At 41.7% G+C, this 25,163-nt stretch carries 28 protein-coding genes; all 28 read right to left on the bottom strand.

Annotated elements, in window-relative coordinates; genetic code table 11:
- Window positions 1-31: 31 nt before the first annotated feature.
- The 28 genes from T7867_RS10985 to T7867_RS10850 all read right to left on the bottom strand — a co-directional run bounded on the left by T7867_RS10985 (window position 32) and on the right by T7867_RS10850 (window position 25,152).
- On the bottom strand, window positions 32-3,166 hold the full coding sequence (locus T7867_RS10985) for a hypothetical protein (protein WP_322299246.1): 3,135 nt from the start codon (window positions 3,164-3,166) through the stop codon (window positions 32-34).
- Window positions 3,163-3,900, bottom strand: a complete 738-nt coding sequence (locus T7867_RS10980) for a hypothetical protein (protein WP_322299245.1) — start codon at window positions 3,898-3,900, stop codon at window positions 3,163-3,165. The genes T7867_RS10985 and T7867_RS10980 overlap by 4 nt, the downstream gene beginning before the upstream one ends.
- A complete protein-coding gene (locus T7867_RS10975) occupies window positions 3,897-4,559 on the bottom strand; it encodes a hypothetical protein (RefSeq protein WP_322299244.1) in 663 nt (220 codons plus the stop codon). The genes T7867_RS10980 and T7867_RS10975 overlap by 4 nt, the downstream gene beginning before the upstream one ends.
- Entirely contained in the window at window positions 4,556-5,170 is a 615-nt protein-coding gene (locus tag T7867_RS10970) for a hypothetical protein (RefSeq protein ID WP_322299243.1), read from the bottom strand. Before T7867_RS10970 ends, T7867_RS10975 begins: the two co-directional genes overlap by 4 nt.
- Before the next feature lie 465 nt (window positions 5,171-5,635).
- Window positions 5,636-6,697: a DUF5074 domain-containing protein gene (locus tag T7867_RS10965; protein WP_322299242.1), complete on the bottom strand. Its 1,062-nt coding sequence runs from the start codon at window positions 6,695-6,697 to the stop codon at window positions 5,636-5,638.
- Window positions 6,694-7,767: a hypothetical protein gene (locus tag T7867_RS10960; protein WP_322299241.1), complete on the bottom strand. Its 1,074-nt coding sequence runs from the start codon at window positions 7,765-7,767 to the stop codon at window positions 6,694-6,696. Before T7867_RS10960 ends, T7867_RS10965 begins: the two co-directional genes overlap by 4 nt.
- A 169-nt stretch (window positions 7,768-7,936) precedes the next feature.
- Complete coding sequence (locus T7867_RS10955; RefSeq protein WP_322299240.1) at window positions 7,937-8,353, bottom strand: hypothetical protein; 417 nt, start codon at window positions 8,351-8,353, stop codon at window positions 7,937-7,939.
- Entirely contained in the window at window positions 8,350-10,485 is a 2,136-nt protein-coding gene (locus T7867_RS10950) for a hypothetical protein (protein WP_322299239.1), read from the bottom strand. The genes T7867_RS10955 and T7867_RS10950 overlap by 4 nt, the downstream gene beginning before the upstream one ends.
- Window positions 10,486-11,067: a hypothetical protein gene (locus T7867_RS10945; protein WP_322299238.1), complete on the bottom strand. Its 582-nt coding sequence runs from the start codon at window positions 11,065-11,067 to the stop codon at window positions 10,486-10,488.
- Window positions 11,068-11,133: 66 nt separating this feature from the next.
- Window positions 11,134-12,030: a hypothetical protein gene (locus T7867_RS10940; RefSeq protein ID WP_322299237.1), complete on the bottom strand. Its 897-nt coding sequence runs from the start codon at window positions 12,028-12,030 to the stop codon at window positions 11,134-11,136.
- Between the two features lie 63 nt (window positions 12,031-12,093).
- A complete protein-coding gene (locus T7867_RS10935; protein ID WP_322299236.1) occupies window positions 12,094-13,419 on the bottom strand; it encodes an SU10 major capsid protein in 1,326 nt (441 codons plus the stop codon).
- 33 nt (window positions 13,420-13,452) lie between these two features.
- Window positions 13,453-14,559: a hypothetical protein gene (locus tag T7867_RS10930; protein ID WP_068218997.1), complete on the bottom strand. Its 1,107-nt coding sequence runs from the start codon at window positions 14,557-14,559 to the stop codon at window positions 13,453-13,455.
- Window positions 14,560-14,653: 94 nt separating this feature from the next.
- A complete protein-coding gene (locus T7867_RS10925; RefSeq protein WP_068219000.1) occupies window positions 14,654-15,424 on the bottom strand; it encodes a hypothetical protein in 771 nt (256 codons plus the stop codon).
- 29 nt (window positions 15,425-15,453) lie between these two features.
- Window positions 15,454-17,709, bottom strand: coding sequence for a hypothetical protein (locus T7867_RS10920; RefSeq protein ID WP_322299235.1), 2,256 nt, complete (start codon window positions 17,707-17,709; stop codon window positions 15,454-15,456).
- Entirely contained in the window at window positions 17,709-18,224 is a 516-nt protein-coding gene (locus T7867_RS10915) for an N-acetylmuramoyl-L-alanine amidase (RefSeq protein WP_322299234.1), read from the bottom strand. The genes T7867_RS10920 and T7867_RS10915 overlap by 1 nt, the downstream gene beginning before the upstream one ends.
- Window positions 18,221-18,649: a hypothetical protein gene (locus T7867_RS10910; RefSeq protein ID WP_322299233.1), complete on the bottom strand. Its 429-nt coding sequence runs from the start codon at window positions 18,647-18,649 to the stop codon at window positions 18,221-18,223. Before T7867_RS10910 ends, T7867_RS10915 begins: the two co-directional genes overlap by 4 nt.
- A complete protein-coding gene (locus tag T7867_RS10905; protein WP_322299232.1) occupies window positions 18,646-18,978 on the bottom strand; it encodes a hypothetical protein in 333 nt (110 codons plus the stop codon). The genes T7867_RS10910 and T7867_RS10905 overlap by 4 nt, the downstream gene beginning before the upstream one ends.
- Window positions 18,979-19,079: 101 nt before the next feature.
- A complete protein-coding gene (locus T7867_RS10900; protein ID WP_322299231.1) occupies window positions 19,080-21,323 on the bottom strand; it encodes a hypothetical protein in 2,244 nt (747 codons plus the stop codon).
- Window positions 21,324-21,475: 152 nt separating this feature from the next.
- A complete protein-coding gene (locus tag T7867_RS10895; RefSeq protein ID WP_322299230.1) occupies window positions 21,476-21,823 on the bottom strand; it encodes a hypothetical protein in 348 nt (115 codons plus the stop codon).
- A 78-nt stretch (window positions 21,824-21,901) separates the two neighbouring features.
- The gene (locus T7867_RS10890) at window positions 21,902-22,156 is read right to left on the bottom strand and encodes a hypothetical protein (RefSeq protein ID WP_322299229.1); all 255 of its coding nucleotides are present in this window, start codon (window positions 22,154-22,156) and stop codon (window positions 21,902-21,904) included.
- Between the two features lie 15 nt (window positions 22,157-22,171).
- On the bottom strand, window positions 22,172-22,408 hold the full coding sequence (locus T7867_RS10885) for a hypothetical protein (RefSeq protein WP_322299228.1): 237 nt from the start codon (window positions 22,406-22,408) through the stop codon (window positions 22,172-22,174).
- Window positions 22,405-23,073, bottom strand: coding sequence for a hypothetical protein (locus tag T7867_RS10880; protein WP_322299227.1), 669 nt, complete (start codon window positions 23,071-23,073; stop codon window positions 22,405-22,407). The genes T7867_RS10885 and T7867_RS10880 overlap by 4 nt, the downstream gene beginning before the upstream one ends.
- Entirely contained in the window at window positions 23,070-23,306 is a 237-nt protein-coding gene (locus T7867_RS10875; RefSeq protein WP_322299226.1) for a hypothetical protein, read from the bottom strand. The genes T7867_RS10880 and T7867_RS10875 overlap by 4 nt, the downstream gene beginning before the upstream one ends.
- Window positions 23,303-23,542, bottom strand: coding sequence for a hypothetical protein (locus T7867_RS10870; RefSeq protein WP_322299225.1), 240 nt, complete (start codon window positions 23,540-23,542; stop codon window positions 23,303-23,305). Before T7867_RS10870 ends, T7867_RS10875 begins: the two co-directional genes overlap by 4 nt.
- A 5-nt stretch (window positions 23,543-23,547) precedes the next feature.
- A complete protein-coding gene (locus T7867_RS10865) occupies window positions 23,548-23,823 on the bottom strand; it encodes a hypothetical protein (protein ID WP_322299224.1) in 276 nt (91 codons plus the stop codon).
- 23 nt (window positions 23,824-23,846) lie between these two features.
- The gene (locus tag T7867_RS10860) at window positions 23,847-24,131 is read right to left on the bottom strand and encodes a hypothetical protein (protein WP_322299223.1); all 285 of its coding nucleotides are present in this window, start codon (window positions 24,129-24,131) and stop codon (window positions 23,847-23,849) included.
- Window positions 24,128-24,466, bottom strand: coding sequence for a hypothetical protein (locus T7867_RS10855; protein ID WP_322299222.1), 339 nt, complete (start codon window positions 24,464-24,466; stop codon window positions 24,128-24,130). The genes T7867_RS10860 and T7867_RS10855 overlap by 4 nt, the downstream gene beginning before the upstream one ends.
- A complete protein-coding gene (locus T7867_RS10850) occupies window positions 24,466-25,152 on the bottom strand; it encodes a DUF6808 domain-containing protein (RefSeq protein WP_322299221.1) in 687 nt (228 codons plus the stop codon). The genes T7867_RS10855 and T7867_RS10850 overlap by 1 nt, the downstream gene beginning before the upstream one ends.
- Window positions 25,153-25,163: the final 11 nt, after the last annotated feature.

Genomic DNA, 25,163 nt, shown 5'->3' with positions numbered 1-25,163 from the left:
GGATATAAAAACAAGTATATATTGTTTTTTTTTATTTCTGAGCAGCCAACAAATGTCCTGTCAATGGAGAATATCCTACATAGATAGCGTTTATCTTTTGCAGGTCTGAGGCCGTTTTTCTCAATGTAATTTCAACATATTTCGACTGAATTGGGTCTCCTGCCAAAATTGCTGGCTGCCCTCCTAGTAAGTCCGAGGCTGTGTTTTTGTCTCGCTTCAAGTACGCGTAATATTGGTTGTCTACCAAATCGAACTCAGCTTCCAATAAGTCGGTGTCTTGGCCTTGAGGGTTGGTAATGCTTAATACATCCCAAGCCTCGTCTGCGTCTAATGAAAGGTTATCGAACGACTTGTCTAAGGCCACATCAGGGTTGCTTACGAACGTAATTCGAGAGTCATACTGAGTGTTGTAGAAGTTGTTGTAAACACTATTGCTATGATGCTTCCAGATGTTCTGAGATTTGAATGTTGCAAAATTATTGCCTAAGCTTATTGACTGCTCAAAACAAAAGCTAAATCGGCCTATCCAGTAGCCTTTTTTAATATCCCACGCCCAAGTTTCTGGCGAAAGACCGTCTTGGTCTGGAAAAGTAACGAGATAGAGTCCAAGGTAAACGTCTATTGCCCCAAACACTTTGTAGCCTGAACTGTAAGTTTCTGCTTTGGTTCTGAAATAATCTTTCAACCCTTGATCGCTAATTGAATCAAGGCCATTTGCAGAATATCTAACAACACACCCATTGTTGGAATCCCACCAAAAACATTGCCCTAAATACTTCTTTACCGACTCAGGGTTAATGGTTCCATAGCCGCCTTTTAGTAGCCTTTCATCTCCAAAGAATGAATCGGTTGTAGTTACAGTGTCTTGTCCTGAAGCTTGCTTTAAGAACTTAGAGCCAATGTACACTGAGGTTGCATTTCTTTCGTGTAGAGCAAGCAGTACATCATTGACCACTTCTAAGTGAGTAATTGGGGTTCTCTCATTTGGCAAGTTAAACTCGTCCTCGAAATCAAATCTGTTAAGGCCGTTTATCTTAGTGTTTTCTACATAGCTGTTAGAAGCTATAAGTGTGTTGTATAGGTTTTTTTCACTATACTCAGTGTTTTCTATGTTTGCAACACCAATATCGGCTACTTTTTTAGAGTAATCTAAGGTAAGCGTTCTCTTTCCTTCTGACACGTTGAATCCTCCTGAATTAGTTAGCTCAGGATTTCTTATATCTACCAAGTCATTCTCGCTTACACATGGTGTTGGCGACTCTAATATACAGCCTTGTTCTGTTAGGTATGAATCGAACAGAGTGGAGCTTGGCTTGTTTGTTACTTCCTTGTAGACGAATCTAAACTCTGGGTCTGTCAAGTCTACATAAGCGGTGTCTCCATCAATAGTTATACCACCTCCGTCTGTAAATGTACTTCCTCCTACATCGTAAAACTGATTGTATTCAACTGTGTTTGGCTTGTAAAACTCAACAAAAAAATACGGACTCTTGCTAGACCAGTCTTCAAAGTCAAATCCTTCTACACGAACCACATTGGTGAATACATCGCTAACATATAAGTCACCTCCAGATATGTCAGAAGCGTTATTGTCTCCAGACTCTATTACGCGAACTCTCCATCCTATTTCTGGCTTAACAGGGATGTTGACTGGCAACTGAAAGTCTATCGCTGTGTAGCCCTGAAATTCATCTTGCCCACTGTTGTATGTACCGTCACCTGCTGAAAGTCTTACATCTGCCTCAGATTGTTCGTTCACATATAGGTTGCCGTCTAAAAAGGCGAAATTAGGATCCCCCTCTCCGAAGTTGACCGCAGCCGCTTCTGGCGCAGAGTAAAACAGTACATTGACGGGCACTTGTATGTACTCTTCATAGTTCTGCTCCTTAGTTGATACTACAACAACACTGTCAACCCATGAGGGCGCTGTTCCTGAAAACTCCACGCTAATTCTTGGTCTAGTAGAATGTACTTTCCCGAAGCCTGCATAGGTTCCATCTGGATCTTTGTAAGGAACGGTGATTTGCTTCTTTTTCAGTACTGAAGTCCTTCGGCCTTTCGCGTCTAAAAAAACCAATCCTATTTCGTATGTGCCTCCTTCTTTTGCGTACAAACCGCTAGAACTTCCTGAGTAATAGTCCACAGAAAGAGAAAAGTCATAGTTGCCACTAAGATCATATTCATCTAAGCCCTTAACCGCAACCATTCTATTTTCTGGGTAGGCAATAGAAACTGGTTGTCTAGAAATGTTTTCATACGGCTTCAACGCCTCCGATTCCGATAAGGTCTTACTGTTGTTGGCATTAGTAAAGTTGAATGTACCGCTTCCATCTGTCCCATAGTCTACTTCTCCCAAAAACTTGTGTACTCCTTCGTTGTTCTTGATTCCGTAGACTTCTATTTTGTCAACAAACTTAGCTAGAATATCCCCCTCTATTGCTGTAAAAGATATTGCAATCTTGTTTTTAGCGGAATTGTCGTAAGGATTCTTATTTGCCAGTGTCAGCCCTTGGTATTTCGTTAATGGTGACTTTGCTCCATTCTTAAATCTATACCTGAACCTAAATTGCCAGCTATCTTTGCCTACTGTATTGTTGAGTATAGTTGAGTCATAAGACTTGCTGAATGAAGCCACAAGTCTTGGCGCGAGTATGTAGAGACTAAAAGGGTCTAAGGAGAAGCTTACTCCTAAAAAATCTCCAGACAAAGAATCATAATCACCCGCCTTAGCTTGGGCAATATTTAGCTGTTTTAATTCGTCTCCGTCATTATAATATATCCACCCAGACTCAATGAATCCCTTTACGAAATCAACCGTATCGCTTAGGAATATCCCTTCGTCTAGGATAAGTATTTGGGTAAGGCTGTTTGCGGAGAAGTCATATTCTAGCAATGCCGAACTGTTTACCCCTTCAAAAGCACACGTACAAAACAGGTAAGCTAAAGAATTTTCTTCGTCTACCACCACCCCTTTGCAAGAGTAGTTTGTACCCGTCATTCCTGTTTGAGTAGCGGCTGAATTCCCTTTCAAGTTCTGTCTTTCACCTGAGTTACTAGCTCCGTTAGATACAGGGATAAGGTTTAGCATATCCCTGACCATTCCATTCTCTAAGGCTCTGGCGCTAGTGTCTTTGTCTATTGCTATGAATTGGTGTTGAGAAATCATCTAAGTTGGTTTTCTCCGTAGGCTTGTTTGTATGCGTCAATAATTCCCGTGAGAGTTAAGTTTGATTCTCTTGCGAACAATTTGCTTCTCTCTCTTTCAAAGCTCTGCTTTAAAGATTGTGTCTCGTAAGAAGATTCTCCGTTCTTGTGCCTAGAGTCTCGGTAGTGGATGTATTCATTGAGACAATTAGCAGCCAATGGAGTTAAGGCCGTTTCGCTTCCAGGTGTTTCTGGGGTGGCTAAGTACTCTACAAATATCTTTCGGCTAGTTACCCCACTATCGAATTGTAATTCTCTTGGGAACGTTCCTTTATTCTCTCTGAAATAGCCCTTGTTATTGTGCCCTTTTCCTTTGCTAGAGATTTCCAATCCATTCAATGGGTTTCTAGTGGTCGGACTGTTGCCAAGGGTGAATAAACTCCTTCTTTGGTAGAAAGCCTCATTTGGTGTCTTAGTTCCCTCATGGTGAAAAGTAATAGATCCGTCTTCAGACATTTCTGAAATTCGATCTCCCACCTTTGCAAACACCCTGACTAGCTTAACATAGTCAGTAGGTAGTTTTGCAACGTATATCTCATTCAGGGTCAGCTCAGCCGTTTTAACCTCAGCAACTACATCGAAAGACAACTCCTGAAAACCCCTCAATGCATAATGCAATCGGGAAACATACCCATGTAGCGTAGGGTTTTGAGTGTCGCCCATGTTCGACCTTACAACAGAATCAATAGTTATCATCTCGGAACGCTTGAGTTATCGTTTACTTCATCGGGCATTATACCCATTAATGATGCGTACTTTTGAAGAGTAGCATCTACAATTGTTTTTCTCTGCTCTGGGCTAATCGGCAATACATCGGTAATGCCGATATTCTCGTTTGCCACCGTAACTAGGGTTACCAGCACATTCTTTACCCCTTCATCTAACAAGGTCTTGCCCCATCTTTTAGTGAAGTAGATTCTATCGTCTAAAGCGAACCATGAGAACTGCCCTTCTAAAGCTTTCGTGATAGTTCCGTGATACACGTCCATCTCTTGCGGACGGGTGGGTATCATCGCTTTATTAATAGCCGACTTGGTAGTTACTGGCCGAACGCTCCAAATTCCTGTGCCGTCTGGCAAGTGTATGTAAGGAACTCCAACCGATACGTAGTTGGCCTTCTCAGAAGTATCAATACTTACTGGAAGAGTGAATGTGCTTAATAGCCTTGGGTTTATGGTTTCCCATTTGTTCTTTTTGGCCTCATACCATTTGTCGTAAACAGAAGATGCTAACTCTTGCCTCAAAGACTCTGCTATCTCTCTTTCGTCTAGCCTAGAGTCTTTGCTTGGAGTGCCTTTTGAGAGCATCCGAATGACCTGTTGAGCCATGTACTTTAGGGTAACTCTATCTGTCATTTGTCGGTCTGGTTTTTAAGTAGTTCAAATTGGGTTAAGTCCGTTTGTTTAAGGCTAACACCAAGGTATTTCAGTGTCTTGGCAAGTAGTTCTGGCGCTCTATGGGCAGGAATTTCTACGTCTGTACTACCTACTTCGCTAAAGATGTAATCCCTGCCATTCTCAGATAATGTTTTTCCGTACACTGCCTTTGTAGGCTTTTTTAGATAATTAATGTCTACCGATGAAACTGAACTTGGGAGTACTCTAACTTTCGATCCATAAATATTGAGCACAGGGTAGTCTGAATCAGCAGGACAAATAACATCGTTCTTTACTTCCCCCCAACGTTCGTCAGTCACCACGTCAATATTATCTTCAAACCCTGTTAATGAAGCATAGTCAGTAGGTAAATCACCTTCTCCCTCGGTAAGCGCTATTGTGGCTTTGGTTTTGAAAACTCTGAGCAAGTCATTGACCACTTGTGTTTTCTCGAACTCCGAACGGCCTTCATTAAACATGTCTAAAACGGCATCATTAATGGCCTCCGTTATTTCATCTACACTGAAGTACCTAGATTGCCTTCTGTTTGAAAGCTTATTGACTGCTTTTACTATGTCTTGAATAATCATTGACTATTGATTGTAATTTTTTCAGGCACTTGATTAAATCCTATTATTTGCCGTCTGATAAGCTCAACACAAACACTTAGTTTATCACCTTATGGAACATCATTGAATGACTCCCAACCTTCTTCAACGGCCTTGTCGTAAAATACAGCCGCACCATGCTTTGTGAATGTTGAAATGTAGCTGCTAATCCTTCCGTTGTTCCTAGCTATTATTACATCATTGACGGTTCCATCAATCAAGTTATAAGCATCAACAGCTTTGTTGAATTTACTGGCATCTTCATACTTATAGTCTTGTGCCTGTCTGTAGACATCTAAATACTTGTTTGCATTGCCCTATACATTGCCATTGCCCTCAATTATTTTATGCAATGGTATGTCTCGCTTATGTTGTTGACAAAACACTACTAAGGCCAAATCAATAGCTTCTATAAAGTCTCCGTTTGTTATAGTTTCTTTTATCATGTTAAAGTTTATTATAATATCTATTGTATGCGCTTGTAGATAAATTATTTAAATCGACTGGCATTTGCGCATCAGCGCCAAGAACATTTGGAGTATTGACATTCGCAAGTCCTAAAACTTCGTCAGCAGTAGCAGGACAGAAGTAAACAGCGCCCTTGCTGTCAACATATGTGCCTCCAGAATATTTTGTAGAACCTGATACTCCGCTAATAACTAACCTTATAGAGTTGTCGGATGGGTCAATCTCAAAAATTCGAGTTTCTCCATAAGGAGACAAGTATATTTTTCCGTTTTTGGCGATTGATAATGTAAAATATTTCCCCCCCCCAGACTGAAAAATATCAATAGTAGTAGTACTATTGTCAGACGGGTCGATGACCAATATGCTTGACGCATTAAATGGAGCACAGTATATCTTGCCGTTAGGGGCTAAAACTAACCCAGCATACTTTCCTGATGTAGACCCAAAACTACCGAATGTGGTAGTGCTATTGTCGGAAGGGTCGATGACCAATATGCTTGACGCATTATATGGAGCACAGTATATCTTGCCGTTAGGGGCTAAAACATTTCCGTAACCACCGCCATAACTGCCTAAACCTCCAATAGTAGTAGTACTATTGTCAGACGGGTCAATCACCAAAACGCTTGACGCGATTAAAGGCGTGCAGTATATCTTGCCGTTTGTAGCTAAAGATGCTCCAGCATATTTAATGGACCCACTAAAACTACCAAACGTGGAAGTGCTATTGTCTGATGGGTCTATGACCAAAATGCTCGTGGCATTTAAAGGAATGCAGTATATCTTGCCGTTGGGTGCTAAGCATAAACCAACATATTTTCCAGAAGCATCCCCGAAACTACCAAATGTGGTAGTGCTATTGTCAGACGGGTCGATGACCAATATGCTTGACGCATTAAATGGAGCACAGTATATCTTGCCGTTAGGGGCTAAAACTTGACCTACCCACTTTATATCGTCTGATGTTAAGCTCCCAAAAACAAAACTTTCCACTGGTAAAAAAGAACTACCCAATAAAGCATGTCTTCTTAGTAAACTCATATAGCAGAAGTTATTACTTTAATAACTGGTTTAGAACTATCCGTAAATGTTGCTGATTTCAAAAAAGACAACTCGAAGTACTTATTAGTACTGTTATCATTGGTAATGACTAAAGAAGTAATGTCAGCACCATCATTATCAACGAAATGATAATTTGTAGTGTCTAGCGTTACTGTTACATCTCCTGCAAGCGTTTTCTTTCCGAAAATAGACGTTACTTGAGCTGCCGTGCCAGCACTAAAAACTAAGCTTACCGATGCCGTGTTTGCCGTCCAGTCAAAGGTTGCCTGATCTTTACTTCCTCCGTTTACCGTTACCGTTGCGCCATCTGTTAAAGTTCCTAACGTTTTAGTAACTCTTTCACTCAAGTCGCTCTCTAAATCCGTAACGGTAGACTGTGCTTGCGTACCTGTGTGGTTGGCTCTATTTCGGTTATTAGTGTCTCTGGTATTGAGTTCTGCGGTTGTTTCGAAATTTTCAATATCCGAGCTAACTAGCTTTGACTCTAAGGCCGTTTGCAAACCACTAACCGTACTGATTGCCTGACTGCCCGTGTGATTAGCCCTATCTCTGTCTGACGAGTGATAGTGTAAAGAAGAGTCTCCACCATCTGTTAAGTCGGTTGCGTTAGCGTCTGAAATATTGTTTGCCTCAGACCCATCTTCAACATTGATTAAAGACCTTACCTGAGTAGCCGATAAATCTTCAGGATCGCCAGTACCTGAACTTACTCTACCCTTGATAGTAGCAGTAGAAACATCGGATAGTTTTGCGTTGGTGATTGAGTTATCCGAAACTGTACCACCACCTGCAAAAGCCTCAATATAGCCGTTACTCAAATCGTCTGAGACGTTATCGGCTGTAAACGGCCTTGATAAAGAAACAACCCTGTATAATGAGTTGTCTGTGATGTCAAGTAGTATTAGCTTTTCTTCGGCATACTTTCCTCCTTCTACATATTGCTTAATAGTATAGTCGTAAATAGACCCTAATGTGTCGGGTACATAGGGGTCGGTCGCTCCAACAAATAGAACGTTCTTATTCAGGTAGTAGAAGTCGTCTGCGGCCATTTAAGTTTTAGTTGTGTCTTCTTTGAGTTTTTTCAGCTCAATCAAGGCTGTTTGCAAATGAATGATACACTCGTTCACTTCAGCCCCTAAATTGTAGGGAAGCCTTACGTGTTCAGTCGTTTTCAAAATTTGAGATAGCCTAACTAATGCTTGTTGTGGTTCCATGTTTTTAAGATTCAGGTGGGACGTCCATTAGTCTAACCTCAACGTAAATCCTAGCTCCAGTAAGCGACTCATTATTCAATGTTATACTAGGAGATATAGGGCTATTAGTTTCAGTAGTATCAGAGTCTTCTTGAATAAGAGTCCCATTGTTGCTGTTTAATTTAGCTACTATATAAAGCGTAACGCTTCCCCCAGTGGAATTTGAAATATCTCCAGATGTCACGCTGTAACTAGGAGATATTGTCGTTCCGCTGTTTCCAATATTTATATTACTGGTGCTATCTTCATTGACAGAAGTGCTCCCTATTGTGCAACTAACCACCCCTTCTTTTTCAGCAAAGGAAGCGACAAAAGAGTAGTCACAAACTTTGTCTGAACTGATTAAATCTCCATCAATAACACAAGAAGGGGTTACTATCATACAACGTAAGTTCCGTATATAGTTGAAGTGCTCTCGGCTATTGTCAAGCACACTTGAGAAGCGCTATTTGCTGCCTTACCTGAGAAATCAGGTGCAGAGCCACCGCCACTCAGCCAGGTTATCGAGGCTGGCCAACCTGAAACAGTTCTCCCACCAGTTGCATCTTGTACGAATATTAAATTGTGAACTGAATTTTGTTTAATGTTTGACATAGATACCGTTGTTACGTTTTCATCTAAAAGTACGGTTCTAGTATTTCTGGTATCTAGGTCTATCGTCATTGTTCCTGAAGATATAGAGGCCGCACCTCCAACGGTTGTTGATGCTGAAGGCTGATACACCTGCCCTTTTAAAGCGGACGTACCATCAACCAATAAATTAGCCCCTTCTATCAACTGAAGATCTTCGTCTGTATATAGCAGCAAATCTTCAGCGTTAAATGATATCCCTCCTGTCTTCTCTACAGCGCTAAGGTTTTGAGCCTTAAAGAACAGTGTCGCTATTGAAGTAGAGATGTTTCTTACTGTAGTGCTTCCATTTATAACGGTGTCTCCATTTATAGTTTGCCCTTCAGAAAAATTGTTGTCAATATTTTTTCTGGCTACATCGGAAGATAAGGAAAGTGTCCTGTTTACAGTTAGATCACCCCCACCGCTAAGCCCGTCTCCTGACGAGATGGTTCTTGATGATTCTACGAATCCCGAAGAGTCTATCCCATCTAAAGTATCTGCATCAACATTCAATGCATCAACAAAAGCCTTGTCTACCCTAGCGTCAATAGCTGCATTTGCTCTTGATGTGGTGTAATACAGGTTACTGCCTTCTGAAAGGTCTGTTGTGCTTCGAGTTCCTAACCACGTTAAAGCCCTTGCGTCTGTATGGTATTGTGTATGGTCATCGTCAGACAGCCCTGTTAACGCCCCATGATCCGAAACCCCACCTCCTGACGCATCTAGCTGAGATTTTGTCACAAAGTCGTCCGACTCAGTTGCGTCAAATCCTTTTACTCTGGCGTAAAATGTGGCAATTCCATCTTCAAAAGTTAAGATATTAGAAGAAGTACCGTAGCTATTAGTTGAGCTTTGAAAGTACAGTTTATCTACGTGTTGCCTAAACCTCCAGTGCCTGGTAGACCCTGAATCAACAAGGTCTAGATTCGGGGCTGCCTTCTCCATAGAGACATCTCCCGATATTGTTCCTCCAGATTTATCGTACTTTCCACTTAAGTCCGTTTCTAAACCTACAACAGTAGATTGTGGTTGTGTACCCGTGTGGTTGGCGCGGTTCAATAAGTTTGCATCCGAACTGTTGGCCGTTGCTCCATCTTCAACATTTATAATGCTTCTGACTTGCGTGGCTGTTAAATCTTCAGGGTCGCCTGTGCTTGCTGTAACTCTACCTTTGATTGTATTCTGAGCCATGTTTGCAGCTTTGGCGTTTGTTACTGCATCGTTAGCAATCGTTAAAGCAGTGTCGCCTGTTACATCGCCTGTATGCGTTGCGTTTGAAACCTTGGCCGTGTTCGCTGCCACCGCACTGTTATTCGCCACTTCTGTATCGAAGTCGGATATAGTTGAGGCCGTTTGGGTTCCTGTATGATTAGCTCTTTGTATTGAAAAAGCCTGAATTGCCGCATCTGCTGCTGCCTGCGATGTGCTTACGGGCTTATCTATGTCGGCAGTATTGTCCGCATTTCCAAGGCCAACTTGAGTCTTAGTTACCGAATGAGGGTTGTCTGTGTCTGAAGTATGAGTGTGTGCAGCATCCCATTCAATAATATCTGTTGTGAGTATCTGTTTTACGTGAGTAGGAACCGTTGGGTCTGTCTCTGTTAGTAAGTCTCTTTCTTCTAATGTTAAAAAAGGAATACTAAGATCGTTCAGAGCGTATTGACCTACTTTGTCTAGCCCTCCTGCCTTACGTAAACGGTCTTCAACAATCTCAAACTGAGCATCAGTCCAAGTGTCTGTTCTCTTGAAAGAAATAACGGTGTGGCACGTTCTAAGGAAGTACGCTAGGTCTTGTTTTTCTTGCCAAGCACTACCACTTTCTTTAGCGCCTGCAACCTCTAATTGAAGCTGACCAACCCTAACCAATAAGTCATTAAGAAGTTCGGTCTTGTCTACTGCCATTTACTCTATTTCTATAACTCTTGCTGCGCTTGAATACTTACCTGTTTGAGCGAGTGATTGGGCTGCCATTATCTTTGTAAGAATAGGTGCTACTTGATAACTCAAAGCAGGAATGTCGAGGTCTACATCGTGGTCGCTTAGACTTAAAAGTATGTCATTAGCTTCTTGGTGTAGCTTTGGTAAAGGAAGTGCGTATGCTGTTGCAGTATCTTCGCTTAAGGCCGTTAGCTCTGCATCGGTATAGCTGTCTTCATCGGCTCCGTCTATCTGAAACTTACCACCTGATATGCCCTCATAAAGAGAAGCGTCCAAGGCGAATAAGACTAGCTTATGCACTCCATCTATTGGAGATATGCCGTCAGCAGTTTGGTCTACCGAAAGTGTCCATGTAGATACGGTTGTCGGGTCGTAAGTATTGAACTCCTTTCTTGTAGCCGTTAGGTCTTGGTTTAAATGATAGACCCTCATGATTAAAGCCAATTCATTCCTCGCAGGGTCAGAATAGCTTGTTTGGTCGGTGAAGGTCATTGTTTCACCATCTACCGTTTGGGCTGTTGCGTTAAAAGATACTGTTACTGCCATGTTGAAAGTTTAATTAAAAAAGGCGAGGGACTACTGCCACTCGCCCCACACGGAAACCACAATCAGTTAACCGAGGCTAACCTTAGTTCTTAATTCCCTCAATAAATTCGGGTTGTCTTTTAGGTAGTCCGTGAATTGAGCGTCTAGCGCTCCACCATTTGGTACTCCATCAAATAATGGTTTCTCGTCTTGGTTTTGAGCAAACCACCATATTTTGTGTCTGTGCTTCTTGATTACTTCTTGCTTTACTGCGGCCTCAATTAAAGCTCCGTAGTCGCTGAAGTTTGTGATTTTACCACTGGTTCCACCAACAATTTTCTCTGGGGTTTCGTCTGCTACTTCAAGTAGTTTGGCTCTAATCTGAACCCCTTTCATTGCAGCTGTTGTCTTGGCTCCAAAAATACTCTCTGCAAGCTTTAATCGCTCAGAAGAATCCATTGTTTCAACCGCAACAATAGCTACCCCTTTTGCGGATCTCTTTTCAGCATTCTTTTCAGCAGCAGCGTGTTCATCAAACTTTGAGAACTTGTATTTACCAGGAGAGATGTGCCAGTCCTTTCCTTTATTGTCTTTGTTTTGAGGGTGAATAGAGAGCAATTTTCTAAGCTCATATAACTCTACTCTTCCTTCTGGAATAATATGCGACCCTCTGCCCACCTTGGTGAACTTTACTTTGGCCGTTACTTTCGTGGCCTCACCTTTAGCGTTAAGGTCTGCAAGTCTTTCGCCTACAACCCAATTACACCTTACCGACTTTTTAGCAAAGTGGTCGTAAACCATAAACTCAGAGAGGATTGAAACCGAGGTAAGCGTAACTTTTTTTGGCTTACCCGATTCGTCTCTTACGTTTAACAGCTCGAACCTGTCTACTTCACCCTTTGAGAGAGGTGGGTAGATGTGCTTCTCTAAATACTCTAGGAACTTTGGGCTTGCTCCGTTAATTTCTAGTTGCCCTACTTTCATTATGATTGTGATTGTTGTGTGAAATAAAGGAGGGTGGCAATTAGCCCCCCTCCCTTTAGTGTGTTATTTTGAAACGTAAATCCACTCGTTTCCACAGAAACCTTGGAAACCAAACTCAGACTGCATGTTCAGTTCGAACTGGTCTTTGTTTGTGATGGTCTTGTCTCTAGTCCAGACGTTGTAGTATCTGTTCTCTTTGTCAGACTCTTTGTATCTGACCTTAAGCTTAAACTGACTGTTACCGTTCTTGTCAGTGTACTTATCAGCAGGCACAATGATACCCTCTTGAGGAAGGTTTGTGTTTTGAGTAATGCCCTGAGCGTTCATTGCTTCAACCACTTTTTGGTGGTAGGTTCTGTTGTTGATTCGGAAAGAATCGAACCCTAAGTCGATAGATCTTTGTTTGCCATCTCCTTTTCCAAAAGTTGAATAGTTGATACCAGTAGTCTCATTCAATCCTCTAAGCACTGCGTTTACCGAGATGTTTAGATCTGAACCCTGGAAGAAGAATACCTCATTACCTACATGGTTAGCGTTCAAAGTTTGCTCATAACCAGTAAAGTCGGCTAATGCCCAAGTAGTGTAAGAGTCATCGTTACCTAGAGTCTTTGCAAACCACTCCATACCGCCTGTTTCGTAGATAGTTTCTCCGTTTGAAGCTGTCTTGTCGTTTCTCTTTTGCCCCATTAGTAAGGCATAGTTTACCGACAAATCGTGGTCTTGCTTGGCTCTCTTCTCTTGCTTAATAGCGTAGTAGTGCTTGCCGTTGATTTTGCGATACACCTTGTTCGCTCTTTCAGAACCATTGATTCTGTACGCGGTCTTGACGATTTGAGTGTAGTTAGAGAAATCTAACGGCACAGAAGCGATACCATCAGGCATCTCTTCACCATCAGCAAAAGAGTTTGTCAGTCTACCAGCGATGTCGGCCGCGGCTAAATCGTCCACTAGGTTTACCCCTGTTTCTTGTGCTGTAATTGTGTGGTTGCTTGCAGAAGATTTATTTACCGAATTTACTCGGAAAATGTATCTACCGTTTGAATTATCAACCATGAATACGTCACCAACTTGCACAGGAGACTTGGTTCCACTGTCAATATGGTTTGCTTCTTCTAGCGTAATAGTAGCTGCGTTACCCGCGCCAGAAGCACCCGTTACCGACTCAATAGTGAACTCATTTCTGAGTGCATCTTCTTCAGTCCATTTGTATTCTGTCTGACCTGTTTTTTCAAGTCTTTTTGTCCAGACCATGAAGTCGAACAAGTTTGCCTGACCCCTATATCTGTCAGGAGCTTCGCCTAGCACTTCGGGCATGAGCAAAGCGTTTGATAGCGACATAAAGGAGGCGTTAACCGCGCCAACTACATTATGTCTGTTTTGTGCTGCCATTTGTTGTTTTTAGTTTTGAGTTTTTTGAATGTTTTAATACCCCATTTCATCTAGGAATGACACTAACTCGTTTTTAGAGCCAGCATTGACCTTTGTCTTCCCGTCAGTAGGGTTTTCGAGCTTTCTTTCTACGATGTCCGTATTTTTGACCGTTAATGCGTGTTCTGCTAAGTGCTTACCCAAAGTTCCGTTCTTGACATGGGTTAAGACCGTTGCAGCTTGTAGCATGGTATTGAAGTCGAAGCTTCCATCTTCTTTGATTCCCACAAGCGAAAGCAATTCTTGAGGGTCTTTTGCGATAGACTCAACCTGAGATTTGACAGAATCATCGGCAGCTAGATTGAAGGACTCCCCTTCGTTGTCACTAATCGAGATTTTGACTGGCTGAAAGTCTTTAAGAGCGTTTTGCACATTGGAACCAAACTGCTTCAGATTCTCCTGAACATCGGCATCTTTCTGTTGCGTTGGAGCAGGCAGTACAGCGTACTTTTCCTTTCTCTCCATCAAGCTCTTTCTTGCTTTTTTTATATCACCCGACTTTTTTAATCGGCTAAATTCAATGTCTTCTTTGTTGTTGCGCTCCCACTCAGCCTCTTCATCTTCATCCACAAAATCGGGCTTAACAACACTGTATGATTTAAGCTTGTCTTGGAATGCTTTTCTTACAAACTTTTCGCCATAATCCTCTAAGTCTTCCTTGTTTTTTAGCTTGAAGTCTTCCCAAAGAACGTCTTCATCAGACATCTTCTCGTAGTCGGCTTTTTTAAGGCGAAGGTACTCTTGCAAGTCACCTTCTCCTGCTTCTCTAAAGGCTCTTATCGTCTTTACTTCTTCGTCTTCCTCGTAAGACTTAAGGCTGTTCCGAACCCCTTCAAATTCCTGTTCTAGCCTTGCCTTTTCTTTTAAGGCAGAAACAAGTTCTTCTTTACTATTTACTTCATAGCCTTCTTCTCTAAGTGAGGCAATGATGTCGGGGACTTCTTCTTGTTCAGGTTCTTCGGAAGGTTGTTCTTGAGGTTCTTCTTGCTCAGGCTGTTCTTCCTCAAATTCAACCTCTTCTACTTGATTTTCAATGGCTTCTTCGGGGTTGTCTTCAACAGGATCCCCTATTCCCATCCAAATATCTTCGTCTTGCGTCATAGCTGTATTTCTCGTGATTTCCTAAGCAAAAGTACCTAGTCCGTCATAAAAAATACGGCTTGCAGCTTGCGTTTGTAAATTATTTTTTGTTTTATTATCCTTCGGTGTAAGATAACTCCACCACAAAAGTGAAGGCATTATTTCCCTGTGGATCTACGGGGTATTCCAAAAGTCCAGCAATATCTATTCTCCCTATGTTCATAAGCGGCTTTGAAAAATTAATCCACTTATTGCAGTCTTGAGGGTATAAAAAAGACGGGGATCCAGTTGATCCGTTTAGCTGAGAAGAAAAATCTCCATTATTAGCTTCGCTGCCCCATGGTACATTATCTAACTTGCTAAGAGCTTCGTTAACGTATAATTCATCTTCATTATCTCTAAAGTATAGCCTTAGCTCTGCAAATTTTAGCAATGCTATAGGGTCGCTCATATCTAAGAAAACGTTTCTGCCAGAAATTCTAAAGCCATGAATATTTAAGATTTCTCCATCCTTTGCGGTATACGCCCCGTTTTTAGTGCTTAGGGAAAATATAGTCCCCCCTGTTGTTGGAGATAATGAGAATCCGTTCGCTTCAGAGCAAACAACTGTTAAAAACAGGCTTTTTAGATTGTCATTTTTTTTTACGTACTCCTTGGATACCCATCTAAATATTGATTCAGAGTCTGTAATTTCATCGGTCGCCAATGAGGTATCTATTGCTTGTGGCTTTATTGAGATTTGAATATTCTCCTTGGTTGTAACCGTTATTACATTATTCTTCTTGTCAAAAAAAGAAGAGGCTCCGTCTAGTTCATATACACTTCCGTCAATATTTTCTAGGTATGAGTTTAAATTATCGTCTTTACTGAAAATTACACTTGCCATGATGCTTTGTTTGTAGTTATTGTTCCTTTTTAATTGTTGTTATTAGTAGTTATTGACTTGTTGGTCTTTTCGATTTGCTCTAGCTTCGCCTGCGCTTTAATAGATTCTTGAAGTCTGATTTCTTCTAGCTTATTTTTGTGTTTAAGCTGTTCGGTCTTCCTTTCTTCCTCTGCCTTGATTAGTTCGAGTTGCTTGGCTTGTTCTAGCTCTGCTTGCTTGGCTTGTGAGGCAACCATTGTTGATTGCTGTTGGGCTTGAGCGTTTGCTTCAATCTTTTCCATTTCTCGCTTACGACTCATTTTATCTCTTCTTCTTTCGAGCCTTCTTAACTCAAATTCGGCTTTCTTTAAGCTGTCTACTCGCCTTAGCATAGTGGCCTCGCTACCTGTTATTACTCCGTTGCCAAGCATTATGTCTACCGTTTCTAAGAACTTGGCTTTCTCCATATCTGAAGGGAGTGGTTCAATATCGAAGGAGTAGTCGTGCTTGGTGAGATCTAGGTTTTCTCTGAACATTTGAGAGCCTATTTTGCCATAAATTCTATTGTACCTGCCTGGCTTTCCGTATTTCTCCGAGTAACAGTGGAGTATGGCTAGCGACTTACATACTTCAATGAATATCTTTCTATCGGCATAGAACAGGTAGTCAAGCGCTAAGTCTGATTGTTGTATTTGAAGCTGGGTGGTAGTAGCTCCCGCCCTTTCCCCTAGCTGAGAGGCTACTGCAGCTGCATTCAATCCCAATACCTCGTCTAACTCTCCTAACTTATTAGCTATTAAGGCTAGGTATTCTTGAAGCTGAATGCCTTGATTGAGTTCGACTACTGCTTGGTCGCTAGACCCCTGCAATGGCTGTCTATCTGTAACCAGAATCTTTTTCTGAAACATGAAAGACAGAAGATCTTGAGGCTCCATCTTTTTATTCCCCCATTCAAAGGCCACCGCCTTTAAGGCATGGAGATTGATTTCAGCTCCATTAGGGAATGGGCTTGCAAGTATGTGCCTAACTTTGATATTATATGCCTGTAAATCGTCTAGGATTGGAATGATTTGCTCCCCTGCGCTTACTAATGTGTTGTTTCTCATTAGTGGGGCGTATACCTTAATTGACAAAGGGGTTTCGTTCATGTTGCCTCTTTTGCGCTCCATGAAGTGCTTCCTTCTGTAATTATAGATTAAGTCCGTTCCTAAAACCCAACAGCCTTCGTAAACCGAAGTGTATTTGTGTTGGATTTTGTCGTTCTTTCCGTTGCCTTTGTATGTGTTTTTCTTTCGGTACAGCTTAGGATTTCCAAACTCATTTATCTTTTTGGCATAAGTCTCTACCTCTGTGGTTTTCCACTCAAACCTTAAAACAGGAATAGACCTTACCGTTTCTTCAAATTCTGATCTGTAATAGCCTCCTAGCTTTCCAAGGTATATGTTTTGTTCTTCTCTAGTATCTTTAGCTATTTCTAGTTGCTCTTTAGTTAATTGACCTTGCGATTCTTTCTCAAGATCGGACAAAGAAATAAAGTCTAAATAGCCCCAATACTTTGCGTCTCTAAAGTCTGGATAGTTAGATTGAGGAAGAATAATTTTATCTACCTCCAGCCTGTCAATAAACGGAATAATATTCTCGTCTAAGCCAGTTATTACTGCTCCAATTCCTGCTTCTATCAGGTCTTGGGCGCACTCTCTTTTTAACTGATCGTAGTCATTATCTTTTAGGTGTTCTTCTACGGCTGTTTCTATAAGCGAAGCAGCAAATAACTTGGTGTGTGTTAAGTAGTCTTGAAGTTGGTCTTTATCCGAAGGGAGGTCTTCTAGTGATAGGTCTTCTGGCAGGTATTCTTCTATTGAGGCTATTTCTTGCAAGAACTCTTGAGACTCCATGAGTATTTTCATTTTGTCTCTGATTTCTGCTTTAAGCTCTGAGGCCGATTCGTCTACCGCATCGCAAGTGGCCTTGTACTTCATGCCTGCGATTTTGGACACGGCAATATTGATTCGCTTTGTGGCATAAGCAATAACGTCCCATCGAATGCCTTGAACAAAAGCCTCTGCATCGCTAGTTTGAGGGTCTACTCCTGCTAGTGGTTTGTACTGGTCGGGGTCTTGCCTACCGAGAAGATAGTCTCTTACCTCATTGATTTTTCTTGCCCGACCTACAAACAGCTCGCTGCCATACTTTTCGTGATGGTAGAAGATAGCCTTAGCCACTTTAAGGCCGTATTCTTTCGTTTCCTTGTCTTCAGGGCTTACCAGTTCATCAGGAAAGCCTGTAGCATCTTCAGTATAGCTCATTAGTAATTTTCAAGTTCTCTTATGCTCAACATCGTCCTGAATTTTAGCCAGTTGAACCCACTACCAGGGTCTTGTTTTGGGTCTTCAGGTCTTACTTCTGCCCCAGATACATCTGAATGTCTTGCAACTGTATCTAGGCTGATTAATGGGTATTCCTTCATCCATTCAGCACAAATGTTGGCTAGTGACGTGTACTGTGCCTCTGTAAATGTTTTGGGGTCTTTTATTTTAGCAATGAAGCTGTCGTAGCTATGCACGCCTTCTACTAATAACTCTACACCTAAGTAGTGGCTGTTAAGGTATTCAAGGCCGTTCCACTTAGATTTGCCTGCGTGTGAGGCTTTTTGTGGAACTGGCTTCATAGGCACTACTGAGCCGTCAGGCTCTACGAAAGCATGTACACTCAGTCCGATTGATGCTAAAAAGTCTTTGGCATGGACTGTCTTTCCGTCTTCATTCACCAAGTACTGAGCCATTGAATGAATTACTATGCCTTTTGGTTCTATTGTTTTCAAGATGCTTTTTTGGGTTCAAAATTCCCTACCCATTCATCGTTTTCGAATGGTGGGTGGTATTGAATGAAAATCTCAGTGTCGTCTTCTAATATTTGGGCATCGTGCCACATGAAAGGGGGGATTTCAAAGGCGCAAGACTCTTCTACTATGTAGCTTTCGAAAGGGGTGTTTATTTTGATTCTGCCTTTCAGGACTATGCCTGCTTCTTTGTTTTCGTGAAAATGTTTCTTGAAGTAGCCTTTGTTAGACTTATACAGCATGCAGTATGAGTCTTTTACTCCTGTGTCTACCTTTTTTGCTAAGTCACCTTCGATAGCTCCAAAAGCTTCCCATGTTCGGCCTACCTTTTGAACCTTGGTAGGCGTGTTTGGTAAGCCCTTTTTAAACATGGCTACCTTGAATTTATTAACCCCTTCTCTAATCATGGTTGAGATTTTAAGTGCTTCAGTTCTTTAATCCCATCCTTAATGTCTTCCAACTTTGGGGCAATATTCTCATTAATGACCTCCTTTACATTGCTAGGCATATTTTCTGTAACCCTGTAAACATTATCTACCGTATTGGCTAGGTTTCCGAGAATGTCATTGACTATCTTGGCCTGCTCTCTGATGTAGTCGTCTCTTTTTTCTTTAGACTTCCACAGGATATAGATAAAGCCTATAAGGACAAGGATGAATACACCCATTATCCCTTTTTCTAGTAGCGTCTCAGAAACTCCAGGCGCAGTGTTTTGTAACATTATTGATAGATTCATGCCCTACTGAGATATTTTGTGTGTTTGAAATTAGCGGGAGATGGTTTTGAACTTGTTAATGCAAATTTATTTAGTACGGGGTAGAAAATAGGGCTTGGAGCTTACCTGTACCCGAACAAGTTTTTTATATCCATTTTCTGAGTTTCTTGCACTTTTTCTTCCTCGTCTTTTGCTTCGAGTAGTGAAAGGCCGAATGAAACAGTAAGGTCAAAAACCTTTGTGTCTTTAGGTTCAAATTTGAAAAGCTCTTCAACAAGTGATAAATGCTTGTACTTATGTCCGTTTTGGGTTACGTCCTTTTTTATCTTACCTGTGTATTGTTCAATAAGACCGTTCGCACCCCCAGATGATGCTTGCCCTGGAATTGGGCTTGAAGAAAACTCTGTACCTAGTTTTGGCCTTATTAACCCTAGCAGCCCAACTCTTGTTAGATAGTTGATAAACTCGGCTTTATTGGATTCTGCATTTGCTGTTGCGCCATAGAACATAAGTCCATACGTTATTTCTTTAAATGCGTCTTCTGGGTTGTTGGTTCTCTTTCTGTAAATGGCTACGGGTATGTTTCTGAATTTTTTAGGAATACCCATGTGATTCCCCGTTCTAATCGTGCAGGCATTATCTGATCCTCGTTTCTTTTCATCCAAGAAGTCTACAAAGTGAGAAACAGGGTCAACTCCTGCGGTCATAAATTCATTGAGAGGTAGAATTGACTTTTGCTTTACCCTATCTACGTAATACATAGAATATCCGCTGGTGTAGTTGTTTGACTTGACCACTTCTTCGTCTGGGAACCAACATACTTCCCAACCGCCTTGAGGATGGTCTTCCCACCCTATTTTTCCATTAGCCTGTGGGTAGAACCTCACCGTTCTTATTGGCTTGTAATCGGGGTCTTTTAGCTTTACCTGAACATCTGAAAGAATGCCTTCATCGAAGTGGCCGCCTCCAGTTCCGAACATGAAAATCTCGTCTTCGTTGGTTGGGAATTTTCTAACGATTTGCCTGTATTCTGAGGGATTGTCTTTTACTGCCCTTCTTTGGTTGTCTACGTAAGGTATTCCCCCCTTCATGGCGTATTCACCGTATCGCTCTTTTAGGAATAAGGCCGTTTCTTCATCAGGGTTTTCTCTAACAGGAAATCCGTATTTGTCGCAAAAGATGTCGTATGCAGAAACTACATACTTGAGTACTCCGCTTGGTGTCTGTCCGTTTTGAGTGAGTTTGTTTGGGTCTGAACCGTCCCACATTAGCTTAAACTCGTCACCACCCTTTTCGATCTCTTCTACCGTTCCTGCTATCCAGAAGTTACCGACTTTTACCCCGTTACGCCAAACCGATTGCTTTTGGGTGTTGTGCCTAACCGAAGCCTTGGCTGTTGAAGGGTCTGTTTTCCCAGGCTCTTCTACGGCAATCATTCTCCTGGTAGCTCTATCGAGCACCCCTTCCCCTGCCGACTCAGGTAATAAGCTAGAATTTAAGGCCCTCTTTTGCTCTTGCTTGTGGGCAAATGAGTTTTTACCCCTTCTGGCAGGAGGTGAGAAAGTTAGCTTTGTGGTTGGGTTGGTTCCGTTGTCGTTTAGAGGGATAAGGAAGTCTGGGTAATTCTTATAGTGCTGAACTACCTTTTCTATGAAGAATAGCCTGGAGTCGTTATCGTTACGGCCTACTACTGAACAAATGGCGCTTTCGTTCCAAATGGTTTCTACGTATGAGGCGCAGGCCATGAGTGCTGACTTCCCATCTCCCCTTGGTGCTACTTCGATTCTACCTAAGTGTAGTTTGTGGTCTCTTACATAGTCCCAATGATAGCACTTTAATAAGTCGTTGATTTTTAGGTATGGGTAGCCGTTGTCGTTTTTTGCCCATTGGAGGTAAGTATAGTATGTGCCCGTGAGCCAAACGGCCATGCCTTTGAGCATAATCCATACGCCACCGCCTTTGTATGGGTAGCACCGTTCTAGTTCCCTCTTTCGGTAGTCGTTTAGGGCTTCTATACAGTAGTTTGGATTGGGCTTGATGTCTTTTACAGGCTTGGGGTCGCCATGTGTGTTGAGGTCTTCAGGATCTAAGCCTGTTTGTCCGATTATCTCTTGTCTTCTGGCTGTGTCCCAATCTACTCTAATGTCGTAATCATCGGGTTCGTCTACAAACCACTTGATGTCTTTTGCGCTGAAGGTTGGGATTTCATGACGTTGCCAGTACTGCTCTTTGATGGGTTTGTCAGAGAACAGTATTTCGCCTTGGGTCGGCATTTTGGGCACGTAGAATTTTATGCCCCCATAGAGTGTTTTGAATAGTCCTTTCTCGTCTTTCTCGTAGAAGGACTCAATAAGAGGTAGTGACATTGTTTTGTTTGTGGCTGTGTGCGAGTTAAGTGCGTTTGGGAACGGGCTTATAGTGTATTTCAAAGTCCAGATCCCAAAACACTGTGTATTCCCAACTCATGCTACAAAACTATGTCTTGTGGGGTAGAAAATAGGGCTTGGAGGGTTAGTGGCTACATCTGAAGAAACTCCCACAAGTCTGAGGGTGTTTTTAGGGTGATGTTTTCTCCTTCCATTTGAACCATTCCCTCTTTATAGTCTTTCCCGAAGTCTAGCTCCCAGATGAAGTATTCTATCCATCCTGTCTGTTCATCGTTCATGGCTAGTTTTACCAGTTTTAGCAATTGGCTTCTAAGAGGCTCGTTATTGTAGCATGAGATGTAGTCGTCAGGGAGTATTACTCTGAATGCCTCGCTACATTTACTGTCGTGCTTATGCTGCTTTTCAATTTGATTAATGGTTTCGATAAACAGCTCTTTTGTAATAGTAAGATTGCCGACTGGTTTAGGAATTGTGTTCATGGTTTGCGATTCGCGAATTAAGAATTATTCTCTCTCAAGGGTAGATTTTCTTTTCTGTATAAATGCATGAATCGGAGGCTATACTCGGTTAATCTCAAACCAATCAAGTCGAATCTGAACATTGTATGGCTCGTGCCAGGCTCCTTTTACTTCTAGTGTTTTGATGTACTCTAGATCGGGGTCTTCATCTGCTTTGTGACGGCTGAGTTCTTTGTGCTCTCCGTAATATTCATTGATGACTTCTTCCGCTTTTTCAACAGAATCGGCCACTCCAATAACAGATTGTTCGTTGTCGTTTAGGTCTTTTTCTTGGATTACTAATACCTGTTTCATGGTCTTGAGTTTTGGTTACACCTCAAAGTATTGTCTGTACTCTTCTTTGATGTTGTTGATGAAGTTGTTGCTCAGTTGGATTCCGTGAGTTAAGGCCGTTTGCTTATTGCCTTCTATGCTTGTTCTGAGCACATCCATGTGGCCATCATCATCGAAATTAGGCGTGACCTTGTCTTTGATTGCGTTGTATCTGGCGAGCATTCGCATGTTCTTTTCGTAAGAAGCTTGTACTGTGGTTTTTGCGTCTATCAAAATGTCTCTTCTCCTTTTACTAGTTTCTCAATGGTAAAGTAGTTTTGGGCAGACTGTACTTGTACTAGCCTGTCTCTGTCTCCGAATATTTTGAGTTCGTAGGTTTTTAATGCTTCTCGAATCTTTTCGGATTCAGCCCTGAATTTTGCCTTCTTCTCTTGGGCTGCGATTTGGTCTTTGTCCTTGTCTTCCTGAATGGGTGACATTCGGATCTTGTTGTTCTCCATGAGTTCGTGCTGGAGAATGCACCACTCTGACCAGTCTGACTTGGATTGAAAGCGTAGGTACTCCAAAATCATAAGTACAAACTCGTCTTCTTCTAGGTTGAAGAGTCTTTTGTCTACATTCTTTTTGAAGCCGTCTTCTTTCACCAGTCTTTCAAGCCCTGCTAGGTCTGCGGCTACAATCATTCTTTTGCTGAACTCTTCGAACTTGTACTTTGGGCTTTGGTGCAAGAATGAGTCGTGACTGTACACTAGAATGATGTAGGTGATTAGGGCATTTCTGTTAAGGCCGTTTGGCTTCATTTGCCCTGCGTAGGCTGCAAAGCTACCTATGGCTTTAAGGTCTTTGAAATGCTCTAATATGTCTGGCTTCTGGCCTCTCTCGTCTGAGGGAATGTTTAGCACATCGAACCTCATGTTTTGGCTTTGGGATTCTGTCATTTTCTCTTGAAGATTTCTTTATAGTCACTATCCTTACCACACCACCATGATTTTATGTTACTTTCTGAGGTCTCCTCAATCCAACATGCCCTGTAATCGCGTGTCCAAACACTTCTTTTACCTATCCACTCATTATTCACTATCCTCCAAAGAATATTGCTATTATCAAGATATGATGCCTGATGGCCAAAAGCACTCACAAGCGCTTCTCCTACATTATTGTTTATTGTCATTCTGATTCAGTTTTTGGAATTTCAAATCTTTTCGCCCAAAAAGTTGCCCCGTCTACGGTGTCCACTTTGTCTAAATTCATGGAGTTCATTACTGTTTCGAAACGGCCTTGATTCATCTTTTCACAAAGCAGGCTCAGTTCTTTTGTCCTTAGCTTAGAGAAGTCTTCATCGTCCCGCTCGCAGAAGCAGTCTTCTATTTCTAATTGGCAAGTGCATGGTCTTTTATCTGTATTCATTTTAATCATTCGTCAATTGAGATAATTTTTTTCGGTTGAAACTTTAATCCTCCTACCCCCTTTACATATCCATGTAGACTCACATCGTCATAATAACACACGTCTGTTACGTTATTGAATATCTGTTCCTTCATTTCTCCAAATAAGAATCCCTTAACTGTAATCTTTCTTGTAGAAAGCATCTCTGCAATTTCTTTCATACAGTTATCAAAATCCTCATACGCCTTGGTGGCTGTTTTTGACAATTCCTTTACTCTTTCAAAATCATTATCTGTGTTCATAGTATGTAATAGTTTGGGTTGGGCTACCATTCAATGGTGAAACTGATTTTCTCTTGAATAACTTCCCATCTCTCTTCTGATACAGAGAAGTCCTTGTGTCTCTTTTTGAATAACCTAAAAGCGTTTATAGTGCTCCAATCTCTGCTGCCCCACTCGTATTCTAGATTCCTACATTTATAAGCGCTTTCGCCTCGGCTCGCCTCTTTCTTGACTGCTTTTTTTATAGCCTTATAGTATGACAAAACCTCTTTTCTGTATTTTTTTCGGTTATGGCGATTTGATTTCTCTCTAAGTTTTTTTGCTTTCATATCAATTTCTCTGATTTTAGCATTTGGATTATCTCGTAGAAGTCTTCTTTGTACATTACTACAAGGTCTTTCTTGCGAGGTGCTTTGTGAAAGACAAGGTTGTAGTTACTGTCTTCTGGCATCTTGTCTAGTTCGGTTCTGAAGTTGGGTTGATTCTTATAGGCTTTGCATTGAATACTGAAGCAACCTGTTTCGGTAAGATCTACACAAGCATCGTCTAGCTTTCTGTTGGCGTATCGAGAGGTTTCGCAGTCGTTGAAGCCTAGTTCTCGCATTTCTTTAGCTACTTGGCGCTCGAAGTTGTGGCCTTTGGTTCTGGAGGTTTTGCCTGACATCACCAAATTCTTATTGTGAGGCCAACTCCTGCGTATGGACTAAGACCGTTGTTTGTTATTCCGTAGCCTGCCTGAAGGCCGAACTGCATTCTCTTGGGCTTGTGCTCTACCTCAAATTGGGTTAAGCCTGTAATGGTGCTGTTGGGGTTGTGACTGACTACTTGTACGGTGGTGACTCTTGGCTTGAGAAACCCTTGCTTCTTGTCGAAATTGACAATGGAAAGGGAGTCTGTGTATGAATAATTAAGGCCGTTTGTCTTGGGGTCGTACCGAAACTGTGTCCACTTGTCGGAATACTGAAGGGTTTCGTTTACCTTAATTGTATTGTTAACTACTAGGGTATCGTAAACGGTCTTAAGTATTACGCTATCTCTGGTTTCTGTGGTTACGTTGGTTACACTGTTTAGTCCTTTACCATTGCGGCCAATGCCAATGTTTTGCTTTCTGAGACTGTCTATCTCTGATTCGTAAACCTCTTTGGCTATTTGCTTTTCCGTCTTTACGGCTGTTACTTCCGCTCTAGCTTTGCCTGTTTCGTCTTTCCAGAAAGTTGCCGACTGTTGCTCTTTAGCTAAGGCCGTTTGGCTAAGGTCTCTGTCTCTTTTCAGGGCGTGAACCTTGAATATTCCGAGAATCAATAGGGCAGCAATCACCACCCATTGAATTTTGATTAATTGGTTTCTCATTCTTGTTTTGT

This window comes from Roseivirga spongicola, assembly GCF_034376045.1.
In the GTDB taxonomy this organism is placed as follows: Bacteria; Bacteroidota; Bacteroidia; order Cytophagales; family Cyclobacteriaceae; genus Roseivirga; species Roseivirga spongicola.
This window is presented reverse-complemented; position numbering and strand designations above follow the sequence as displayed.